Raw genomic sequence first — 10,836 nt, 5'->3', positions numbered from 1 at the left:
TTCAAAAGTTAAATCCTGATTGGTTATTTGTGCTGGATCGTATTGCGGCTATCGGTCAAGAAGGACAATCTGCTCAACAAGTATTAGATAATGAATTAATCCGCCAAACTAAAGCTTGGAAAAACGGTAATGTCGTTTATTTAAGCGGTGCATCATATTTAGCACCGGGTGGCTATGAGCAAATGAAAACCGACTTACAGACCATTAAATCAGCGTTTGAGAAAAAATAATTAACCTTACAAGCGGTCGTTTTTTATAAAAATTTTGCATCTTTGTATTGCAAAAAATCAATAAAAAATGACCGCTTGCATTTATATCTTATGTTCTCTTTTTTTAGATTAAATCTTCTTATTTTATTGTTACTCATTCCAATCAGCACCAGTGTGGGTGTTGCTGATTTTAACTGGAGTGAGATATTCAGCTCAGCCGAGCAAAGTAAGCTCTTTTTTGTCAGCCGTTTACCAAGAACTCTTGCGGTATTGTTAGTAGGAGCAACGCTCGCCGTTGCGGGAATGGTATTGCAGATCGTCTTAAAAAACCGCTTTATTGAGCCAAGTATGATTGGAGCAAGCCAAAGTGCAGCTATTGGTATTCTTATTGCGAGCTTAATGTTTCCAGCCTCTACATTGATGCTGAAAATGTCTATTGCTACAGTCAGCACATTAATCGGAATCAGTATTTTTATACTACTTATTCGTAACTTACCACCTTACCAACAATTAATGTTACCATTAATCGGTATTGTATTTGGCAATGTGATTGAAGCAATTTCCACTTATATTGCTTACGAAAACGATAGCCTACAAGTTTTATCCGTTTGGTTCTCAGGCGACTTCTCGGGCATTTTAGCTGGTCGCTATGAATTACTCTGGCTTACTGCAATTTTAGCAGTGGTTGTATATGTGATGGCAGATAAATTAACGATTGCCGGGCTAGGCGAGAATATTAGTACAAATTTAGGCATAAATTATAAACAAATGACGTGGTTGGCGTTGATCGTTGTTGCGATGATTACCTCTATCGTCGTGGTAACCGTTGGGCAAATCCCTTTTATTGGTTTGGTTGTACCTAATATTGTTTCTCGTATTGCCGGTGATAGATTACGCCAAAATCTGCCTACTGTGGTGGTATTGGGTGCAAACTTGGTGCTCTTTTGTGATATTTTAGGGCGTTCAGTTAATGCCCCTTATGAAGTGCCGATATCCACTATTTTTGGTATTGTTGGAACTGTTATTTTCCTCTATTTATTAATAAGAGAAAAACGTATTGAAGGAAAATATCGTGGTTAAATCTCGTTTTATTATTTTAGTCTTGAGTTTAATGTTATCCATACTCTTTTACCTTACTTATAATGCTAAAGGGAATTGGGATTTCATTTTAACTTTTCGAGGTAAAAAATTAATTTTACTCTGCACTATTGCCTATACGATTGGAGCTTCAACCTTATTATTCCAAACGCTTACACATAACCCTATTTTAACTCCCAGTATTTTAGGTTTTGATGCTCTCTATCTGCTATTGCAAACATCATTAGTCTTCTTTTTTGGTGGAATAGGCTTTACTCAACTTGATCCTAGTCATAAATTTTTCTTTGAAACATTGCTAATGTTAGGAGCATCTTTATTACTGTTTAGCTCATTAACTCAAAATAAATCGGATTTACCCCGAATGATTTTAATTGGGGTCATTTTTGGTGTTCTGTTTAGAAGTTTAAACAATTTATTACAACGAATGATTGATCCAACGGAGTTTGCTGTTGCTCAAGGCTCATCATTTGCTTCATTTAATATCACAACACCAACTTTACTTTGGATTGGTTTAGGCATTGCTCTTTTATGTTCTATCTGGGTTTGGAGGCAACGCCATAAGTTAGATATCCTTTTGTTAGGTCAAGATAAAGCTGTTGGACTTGGATTAGAATACTCTCGTTTTTCTCGCCAATTACTCATCTGCTGTGCCTTGTTAGTTTCAATTTCAACTGCATTAGTTGGACCTATTCTATTCTTAGGATTACTGGTTTGTGCAATTGTTAATGCAATTACTCCAACTATTCACCACAGTGTACGCATTCCGATGACGTTTTTAGTTTCGGCGATTACGCTTATTTTAGGGCAAGCCATTTTTGAGCAAGTACTGAAAATGCAAGGTGTACTCAGTGTAGTGATTGAGTTTGTAGGGGGAATTGTTTTTATCTATCTCATTTTAAAACGGAAAAAATAATATTAATAAGGAATAAAATGATAACAGTAAAAAATATTCACCATAAAATTGGTAACACTACCATTTTGAATAATATCAATTTAACTATTCCAAATGGCGGTATTACTGCATTAATCGGAGCAAATGGAGCAGGTAAATCAACCTTACTTTCCCTTATTGCACGTTTAAAAGATATTCAAGAAGGCGAAATTCACTTAAATAATCTTAATATTGCAAAAACGCCTTCTCAAAAAGTGGCTAAGCAGTTAGCAATTCTAACGCAAGACAATGTTATCCATAGCAGAATCACAGTAAAAGATTTACTAATGTTCGGGCGTTATCCTCATCATCAAGGCAGAATAACGCAACAAGATCACAATATTGTGGAAGAAGCCCTTGAACGCTTTGATTTAGTTAATTTTTCTCATCGTTTCTTAAATGAATTATCTGGGGGGCAACGCCAGAGAGCGTTAATTGCAATGACTTTTTGCCAACAGACTAATTATATTTTATTAGACGAACCACTTAATAATTTGGATATGTTTCACGCTCGTGAATTAATGAAACTACTACGTCAATTAACTGATGAACTAGCACTAACCATAGTAATGGTAGTTCACGATATTAACATCGCTGCTGCTTATGCAGATACCATTGTGGCAATGAAAAACGGCACTATTGAAAAGATAGGCTCTCCACAACAAATTATTACAAATGAAAATCTGAAAGCCGTATTTAATCTTGACGCTGACGTTGTGGAATATCAAGGAAAACCTTTAATTATTCATCATATCTAAGCTTATAAGATGTAGGCAAAAGACTAAAAGCATATAGGGTAAAAAGTGGCTTAACGCTTTATATTGTACTAATATACCATTTTAACCATAAAAAAAGCCCCACTTCTGGGGGCACTCGGAAAGCAAATTTATGTGTTAGGTTGCTAGATACAACACTTATTCTTGTTGCGTTAAGATTAAGTGAATTTTTGAATGCTTTCAAACAAATTTTGTGAAAAATGCTAACTAATGTTTAAAATTGTGATCTACTTCATATTTTTCTTATTTAATGCAGTAAAACTCCAATATAAAAAGCCCTCAATAATGAGGGCTACATAATAAGTGGATAGGAATTAAACGATACCTTGCTCTAACATTGCATTTGCCACTTTTTTGAAGCCTGCAATGTTTGCACCATTTACATAGTTGATAAATCCGCCTGATTCAGTTCCGTTTTCCACACAGTTTTCGTGAATAGATTTCATAATATTGAATAAACGTTGATCAACCTCTTCACGACTCCAAGATAAGCGAATTGCGTTTTGGCTCATTTCTAAACCAGAAGTTGCAACACCACCTGCGTTTGCTGCTTTACCCGGTGCATAAAGGATTTTTGCGTCAATGAAAACTTCTACACCACCTAGTGTTGTTGGCATATTTGCACCTTCTGCCACGCAGATACAGCCGTTTTTCACTAATTCTTTCGCATCTTCAGTATCTAACTCGTTTTGCGTTGCACAAGGTAGTGCGATATCACATTTAACACCCCAAGGTTTTTGACCTTCAAAGTATTTTAACCCTTGCTCTTTTGCATATACTGACAAACGTTCACGACGTTCATTTTTAATTTCTAACAATGCATTGAATTGCTCTTCTGTCATACCTGATTCAGGGAATAAGACATAACCGTTTGAGTCAGAAACAGTCAATACTTTACCACCTTTTTGGATCACTTTTTCAGCCGCATATTGTGCTACATTACCTGAACCTGAAATTACGACTGTTTTACCTTCAATTTTCTCGCCTTTAGTTGCAAGCATTGATTCTGCGAAGTAAACCGTACCGTAACCTGTTGCTTCCGGACGAATTAAGCTACCACCCCAAGTAAGAGATTTACCTGTTAATACAGAAGTAAATTCATTGCGTAATTTTTTGTATTGACCGAACATATAGCCGATTTCACGACCGCCTACGCCAATATCGCCTGCCGGTACGTCTGTATCTGCACCAATATGGCGATATAACTCGCTCATAAACGCTTGGCAGAAACGCATTACTTCCGCATCAGATTTACCTTTAGGATCAAAATCAGATCCCCCTTTACCACCACCCATTGGTAATGTTGTTAAGGCATTTTTGAATACTTGTTCAAACGCTAAGAATTTTAATACACCTAAATCTACTGTTGGATGGAAACGAATACCACCTTTGTATGGACCGATTGCTGAGTTCATTTGCACACGATAACCACGATTTACCTGCACTTGACCTTTGTCATCTACCCAAGTTACACGGAAACTAATCACACGCTCCGGTTCAACAATACGCTCTAATAAACCTTGTTGAGTATATTTTGGATTTTTTGCTAAGAATGGAGCAAGACTACCAAATACTTCTTCAACTGCTTGGTGAAAAGGTGCTTGGTTAGGATCGCGTTGTTTGATTTTTTGGAAAAGGGCGTTTAAATCGCTCATTTGATACTCCTGAAATTTTTATATGATGTTGTGTTTTAAGATGTGTGAAGTCTAACAAGCAAATTTATGTTTGAAAAGAGGAATTAGAAAAATTTATTATAAAAATTAGAAAAATTAGGTATAACTGCTTGTTTTTTACCCAAAACAGAAAGCCCACCTTATTGAAAAGGTGGGCTTTCTTTAATTTTAGTATTAGATTTTGTTATTTCTGCTCTGCACTTGCATTGCTGTCATCAATTTTTGAAACTAATCCATTCGCATCAAAATAAACAAATAAATTACGTTGCTCCGGGTCTTTATAACCTTCACGTTTAATAAAGACATAATCCCAACGATGTGTATCAAAAATATTTTTAAGCACTGGTGTGCCAAGTAAATATTCTACTTGCTCGGGTGTCATACCCACTTGAAGCTGTGCAATTTTATCTTGTTCTAAGTAATTGCCTTGTGGCACATCAATTCGATACACCACTTTTTCTACTGTTGAGCAGGCAGTTACACTCATTACAACTAAAAGTGTTGCTAAAAGAGATTTCATTTTCATAGATTTGACCTTTTGATAATACAAAATTCAGATAATTAGATAATACCTAAACTGATAAAAATTTTCCATTATTTATTACGTTCCAGCTGATCACGCAAGTTAGCCGGTAATCCTTTGATTGTTAAAGTATCGTTTAGTTCATCCCAAATCAAACGTTCGCCTAACAATTCTGCATTAAAACTAATGGTAACGCCTTTCCCTGAACCTGAAAACTTAGTAAGCGTTTTTAAGGCATTACGCATTGGTGGAATATTTTCTTCCAAACCATATTCCTGTTCTTGAGTAAATTGAGCAAAATCTATTTCATTTAATGTTGGCATTGCATTTGAAAGCTCATCTAGTGCAATTTCTTCACCACTATTAATTTGCCCTTTGCAATAGTCAAATACTTGTTTTTTAACTTCTCTGGTTTGCGGTGCAGAGAGCTCCCCCTGCTCGCAATAGTCGCTCACCGCTTGCAACAAAGTTTGGTTTTGCACTTGAGGATTAAAACCTTCTTCCGCACTCAAGAAATCCATAAAGAAATCAGCAATTTTACGCCCCACTCTCCCTTTTACAAAGGTTAAATAACGGTTTGATGTTGCATCAAGTTTCAGTTCCGTTAAATTAATGCGACAAGCGATATCATATTGTGCAATTTCTAAATATTGCGTACGTTTAATTTCTAACTTCTCATCAACTAGCATCGAATTACGGCTGTCAATTAAGGCAATAAATAGATATTCCGTAGCTAAGAATGTATAACGGCAGAGAATAAAAGTACCGCCATCAGCAAACGGATACTTCGCCAACTCTGTCGCCAACATTTTGGCACAACTATGACTAAACGGCAGAAAATCAGTCTCTTTTTCCAATAAACGATTAAGTTGCTGAGCAAATATCGATTCCGGCTTGAATATACCATAAGCCTTCGCTTTACTTTGGTAGGCTTGATGTAATTGCAACATCATTTGATCTACCTCAGGCGTAATTGTCAATAAATTCTCACGCAAAAAAGTATTGAGTTCCGGGTTTTCACCCTCTGTTTTATTTAACTGATGTAATACGATTTCTGAAACATTAATGCTCATTTATTCACTTCTCTTTATTCCAAATAATAGAAAAAGATATTATCATTAATCCATTCATTTTTCATTATGAAGGAGATAAAGATGACAACTGCAATTCAAACAGAAAATGCACCAGCCGCAATCGGACCTTATGTACAAGCTGTTGATTTAGGGAGCCTTGTGATAACCTCCGGGCAAATTCCGGTGAATCCTGAAACGGGTGAAATTCCAACTGATATTGTTCAACAAACCCGCCAATCTCTCAATAACGTGAAAGCAATCGTTGAACAAGCCGGCTTAACTGTTGCGGACATTGTCAAAACCACCGTGTTTGTTAAAGATTTAAATGATTTCGCTATTGTGAATACAGAATACCAAGCTTTCTTCCAAGAACACGAACACCCAGACTTCCCCGCTCGTTCTTGCGTTGAGGTAGCTCGTTTACCAAAAGATGTAGGTATTGAAATCGAAGCTATTGCCGTGCGTAGATAACAAGCGGTTGTTTTTTGGAGATTTTTTGCAAATGGATAACATTATCCCAAATTGGAATATTCCCAAGCATATTCACGCATTTACTACTGTTAGAACCGGTGGAGTAAGTAAGCCGCCTTTTGATAGTTTTAATTTAGGCGATCACGTCAATGACTCCCCTAAAGATGTTGCTCAAAACCGTGCATTGCTTGTGGAGAAATTTCATTTACCACAATCTCCGCTATTTCTAACACAAACACATAGCACAAGAGTGCTTGAACTTCCCTACTCAGGCAAAGACATTGAGGCAGATGCAGTTTATACCAATCAGCCTAACCAAGTCTGTTTAGTGATGACCGCAGATTGTTTGCCTGTACTTTTTGTCAGTAAAGATGGAAAAGAAATTGCAGCCGCCCACGCAGGCTGGCGAGGACTATGCGATGGCGTGCTAGAAGCAACCGTTGAAAAATTCCAATGTCCAAGCAACGAAATTTCAGCTTGGTTAGGTCCTGCAATCGGAGCAAAAGCCTTCCAAGTCGGAAAAGAAGTAATTGAGCAATTCTGTGCGTTTGATCCAAGAGCAGAAGAAGCTTTTATTCAAGATAACTCTACAAGCGGTAAGTTTTTGGGAAATCTTTACCAAATTGCCACTCAACGCCTCAAAAAACTTGGTATTACCGAGGTTTCAGGCGGAGAATACTGCACCTACACCCAAGAAGATTTATTTTTCTCTTATCGTAGGGATAAACAAACAGGACGAATGGCAACCTTAATTTGGAAAGAAGAATAATATTCCACCTCGCTTAATAATTAACCGAGTAATCTTCTGCTACTAGACGACTACTCGGTTTTTCTCTATAATCCACATCACTTTATCCCCCCATAGCTCAGTGGTTAGAGCAGGCGACTCATAATCGCTTGGTCGCTGGTTCAAGTCCGGCTGGGGGGACCATCCAAGCGTTGCATATTGTCTTTCATTGTCTCAAATCTACTATAAAATCAATAACTTACATTATTTTATAGTCTCTTATTGTCTTCTTTAGTTGCATTGTATCTTAGTGTTTGTGATCCCTAAAATGATCCCTATTTTGAAAATAGGAAAATTTAGGGATCATAAACTTCGATAAACCCTTATATATCAAGGATTAGAAGAAATGACTGCAACTAAAAAATCAATCTCAGATGTTTTTATTAAAAATCTAAAATATTCCCCAAATGCGAAACCTATTGCAGACAGTAACGGGCTATTTATCCTTGCACAGAAAAAAGCAAAAGTATGGATTTATAGCTACATCAACCCTAAGACAGGTAAACGAAGCACTAAAAAGCGAATCGGCAGCTATCCACAAATGAGCCTAGCAGAAGCACGGATAAAAAGAGATGAATTAAATGATCTTGTTATTCAAGGCTTAGACCCGTTTGAATACCTAGAAAAGCAGCAGAAAGAATTAGAACAAAAGCAAGAAACTATCCAATCTTTCGCTTATAAATGGGCTGCTTGGAAACTATCAAAAGGTAAATGTAAGCCTAAAACTATGGAAAAATGCTTACAACGTTTAGAAAATCATTTATTCCCACGTTTTAAGGGCTACACGCTAGAAAATTTTACTTTAGCAGATACGATAAACCGCTTGACGGATTTAGAACGCATTTTGCCCGATACATTGCACAGAGTGGCAGGGAACTTGATAGAAATACTTGATTATGCCGTATTAAGTGGGCGGATTAGTTTTAATCCTGTAAGTGTAATAAAAAAGGCTTTTACTACGGTAAAAAGCACTCACCAACCTGCCATAATGCCTGAAGATTTAGCTGCATTTATGCAGGACTTACAGAAATCAAACAGAACGCCACAAATTAAATTATTAGTTGAATGGCAACTCTTAAATATTCTTAGACCATTTGAAGCCGTAGCGGTGGAATGGAGCGATATAGATTGGGAAACCAGCACACTAAACATTCCAGCTGAAAGAATGAAAGGAGGAAGAAAGCCCCACTCTATTCCGCTAACAAAACAAGCTATAGCAATTCTAGAGGAAATGAAGAAATATAACGGACACCATAAGCATATTTTTACACACCGAACAGACCGAAACAAACCGGCTAATAGCCAAACCGTGAATAATGCAATAAAACGCTTAAGCGGTGGCAAATATAAAGGGCTTTTAGTAGCTCACGGTTTAAGAAGTATTGCCAGCACTTATTTGCACGAATGCTTTACTACTGAAACGCTAGTCATTGAGGCTTGTTTATCCCATACGAACAAAGACACCGTGATGAGTGCATATCATCGTAAAAACTGGCTAGACCGCAGACGGGAAATTATGCAGGAGTGGGCGGATTTTGTGGAGAGCTGCAAAAAGTAACTACTTGAACTTTTAATTTATTATTCTTATTATTCCCCTCAATGATTAATTATTGAGGGGATTTTTATGATTACTTTAGTTTCATTCCTTATACTTACCCCACTCTTTTTATTTATCTATGGATTAATTACATTCTTTGATTTAGTTGGCACAGGCATAGAATATTTGCTAATTGGTGGAGGCTTTTTTCTTGCTTTAGCTATTATTGCCCAAATACTACATCTTACTTTCAGCACACTTTTTGGAAAAGTTGGAGAGGTACTTATTTCAATTATCCTTGCTATTCCTATTTTTGCGGTTGCTCTTTCTGTTGTTGGCGTAATTGCCGTTATTATAATTACCGTTCTAGCATTTCCTTTTGTTTTTATAGTTGGCGTTTTTGGTGTAAGTTGGCAAACATTATTCAGCGTAATAGCTGCTATTGTTACTATTATTTGCTTTTTAGTTTGGTATCAATCAACAAAAAACGAAAAATAGACGTCCTACATAAACAGCTATAGCCCAGTTTTATATACCCTCCATTTATAACTAAGCAAATTATTTTCCGCCTAGCCCCCAACACGCGAGCCGTACCTCGCCTCGCCCGCACAGACTTAAGGTGGCTATTTCAACGCAAGCGTAAAAATTCTCTATCCTTTGCCCTATATAGCTTGATCAACCCTTATATAGGCTTTTTTAGTTACGCAAATTTACGCACAACAACGCAATTCTATGCAAGTAAAACAGCCATTAGTGAAAATTTGATGGTAGAACAATGTAAGAACCTCTGACCGTTTGCAAAAAATCAATGAAAAATGACCACTTGCCACGTTGCCAACTCACACTAAAACGCCCCCAAGACTGTCAAACCGCCTTTCACACCCCTAACAAATAGCAAAAAATCTACAATGATTTATTCTTTCAACCGTAGGCAAGCAATGGCACGCCGAAGCAATTTTTAACGGAGAAAATCAAAATGGAGAATACCCCACCGAAACAGCGATTTATGAAAATAGATGAAGTTTCAGCCGTAACTACGCTTTCAGAAACGCAGATTTACCGCAAGATGAAAGCCGGCGAATTTCCCCAAAGCATCAGCATTGGGGCAAATAGCAAAGTATGGCTAGAAAGCGAAATCCAGCAATGGATTCAAACCAAAATTGAACAACATCGCAACCAATAAGGGCAAATTATGACACTTGAAAAATTTAACGAACAAAAAGCCAAATTCTACGAACAAGAAAAAGCCGTTATAGCCACTCAAACCGAGCTAGACAAAGCGAGAAATATTCTTGAAGCCTTAGAAAATGAAAAGGCGGAATTTATTGCACGTCAAAAAGAAAAACTAGCCGAAAATGGCACGCTTTCAGCAGATGAATATGTAGAGCTGAAAAACAAAAATAGTGGTTTAGAAGCACGCATTGAATATTATCAAGCGTTGATTGTAGATTTTAAAAATAAACTCTACAGCGAGCAAAGTCTTCTATTTAAGCAACAAGGTGAACTAAAACAAATTAGAAGCAAATTATTATCAGATAAAGCTGAATTATTATTTAATCAGTTTATTCAACAGAATGAAGAAACATTAGCAGAAATCTATTCTTGTTTATTTCATACCGGAAAATTTAAACAAGATAGAAACTTAACAGAAAAAACAGAAGAACAAGCCATTATTGAGCATTTAAATCAACAAATTGCAAGAAAAATTAAAACAGATTTACCACTAAATAAAGAACTACATATTTATTCTGCACAACT

Annotated in this window: 12 protein-coding genes, 1 tRNA gene and 1 pseudogene; 11 read left to right on the top strand and 3 right to left on the bottom strand. The window is 36.6% G+C overall.

The window, feature by feature from the left end; translation table 11 throughout:
- The 4 genes and pseudogenes from ACJHV0_RS02925 to ACJHV0_RS02910 form a co-directional block, all read left to right on the top strand.
- Positions 1 to 230: pseudogene (locus tag ACJHV0_RS02925) on the top strand (enterochelin ABC transporter substrate-binding protein); the annotation flags it as partial.
- Positions 231 to 320: 90 nt separating this feature from the next.
- Positions 321 to 1,289: an ABC transporter permease gene (locus ACJHV0_RS02920; protein ID WP_483133334.1), complete on the top strand. Its 969-nt coding sequence runs from the start codon at positions 321 to 323 to the stop codon at positions 1,287 to 1,289.
- 31 nt (positions 1,290 to 1,320) lie between these two features.
- On the top strand, positions 1,321 to 2,220 hold the full coding sequence (locus tag ACJHV0_RS02915; protein WP_483133335.1) for an iron chelate uptake ABC transporter family permease subunit: 900 nt from the start codon (positions 1,321 to 1,323) through the stop codon (positions 2,218 to 2,220).
- A gap of 17 nt (positions 2,221 to 2,237) precedes the next feature.
- Positions 2,238 to 2,996 carry an iron ABC transporter ATP-binding protein gene (locus ACJHV0_RS02910; RefSeq protein WP_483133333.1) on the top strand — a complete coding sequence of 253 codons (759 nt, stop codon included), beginning with the start codon at positions 2,238 to 2,240 and terminating at the stop codon, positions 2,994 to 2,996.
- Between the two features lie 332 nt (positions 2,997 to 3,328).
- Here the strand turns inward: ACJHV0_RS02910 and gdhA are convergent, their stop codons facing one another.
- The 3 genes from gdhA to yejK form a co-directional block, all read right to left on the bottom strand.
- The gene (gene gdhA, locus ACJHV0_RS02905) at positions 3,329 to 4,669 is read right to left on the bottom strand and encodes an NADP-specific glutamate dehydrogenase (protein ID WP_334229285.1); all 1,341 of its coding nucleotides are present in this window, start codon (positions 4,667 to 4,669) and stop codon (positions 3,329 to 3,331) included.
- A 202-nt stretch (positions 4,670 to 4,871) separates the two neighbouring features.
- Complete coding sequence (gene bamE / locus ACJHV0_RS02900) at positions 4,872 to 5,213, bottom strand: outer membrane protein assembly factor BamE (protein ID WP_025235950.1); 342 nt, start codon at positions 5,211 to 5,213, stop codon at positions 4,872 to 4,874.
- Between the two features lie 68 nt (positions 5,214 to 5,281).
- The gene (gene yejK / locus ACJHV0_RS02895) at positions 5,282 to 6,283 is read right to left on the bottom strand and encodes a nucleoid-associated protein YejK (protein ID WP_188156345.1); all 1,002 of its coding nucleotides are present in this window, start codon (positions 6,281 to 6,283) and stop codon (positions 5,282 to 5,284) included.
- Positions 6,284 to 6,364: 81 nt separating this feature from the next.
- Here yejK and ACJHV0_RS02890 point away from each other — a divergent pair, with 81 nt between their 5' ends.
- From ACJHV0_RS02890 to ACJHV0_RS02860, 7 genes are all read left to right on the top strand, one after another.
- Positions 6,365 to 6,754, top strand: a complete 390-nt coding sequence (locus tag ACJHV0_RS02890; RefSeq protein WP_334233520.1) for a RidA family protein — start codon at positions 6,365 to 6,367, stop codon at positions 6,752 to 6,754.
- A gap of 31 nt (positions 6,755 to 6,785) precedes the next feature.
- The gene (gene pgeF, locus ACJHV0_RS02885; RefSeq protein ID WP_483133332.1) at positions 6,786 to 7,523 is read left to right on the top strand and encodes a peptidoglycan editing factor PgeF; all 738 of its coding nucleotides are present in this window, start codon (positions 6,786 to 6,788) and stop codon (positions 7,521 to 7,523) included.
- A gap of 86 nt (positions 7,524 to 7,609) precedes the next feature.
- Positions 7,610 to 7,685 (top strand) — tRNA-Ile (locus ACJHV0_RS02880).
- Positions 7,686 to 7,887: 202 nt separating this feature from the next.
- Positions 7,888 to 9,099: a tyrosine-type recombinase/integrase gene (locus tag ACJHV0_RS02875; protein WP_483133331.1), complete on the top strand. Its 1,212-nt coding sequence runs from the start codon at positions 7,888 to 7,890 to the stop codon at positions 9,097 to 9,099.
- 66 nt (positions 9,100 to 9,165) lie between these two features.
- On the top strand, positions 9,166 to 9,576 hold the full coding sequence (locus ACJHV0_RS02870) for a hypothetical protein (protein ID WP_021280198.1): 411 nt from the start codon (positions 9,166 to 9,168) through the stop codon (positions 9,574 to 9,576).
- A gap of 478 nt (positions 9,577 to 10,054) precedes the next feature.
- Positions 10,055 to 10,261, top strand: a complete 207-nt coding sequence (locus ACJHV0_RS02865; protein WP_483133330.1) for a helix-turn-helix transcriptional regulator — start codon at positions 10,055 to 10,057, stop codon at positions 10,259 to 10,261.
- Positions 10,262 to 10,270: 9 nt separating this feature from the next.
- Positions 10,271 to 10,836, top strand: a 566-nt coding sequence (locus tag ACJHV0_RS02860) for a hypothetical protein (RefSeq protein ID WP_483133329.1), incomplete at its 3' end; no start/stop codon positions are given.

This window comes from Mannheimia sp. (genome assembly GCF_056854775.1).
The sequence above is the reverse complement of the archived record's forward strand: the minus strand, read 5'-3'. Positions and strand labels throughout refer to the sequence as shown.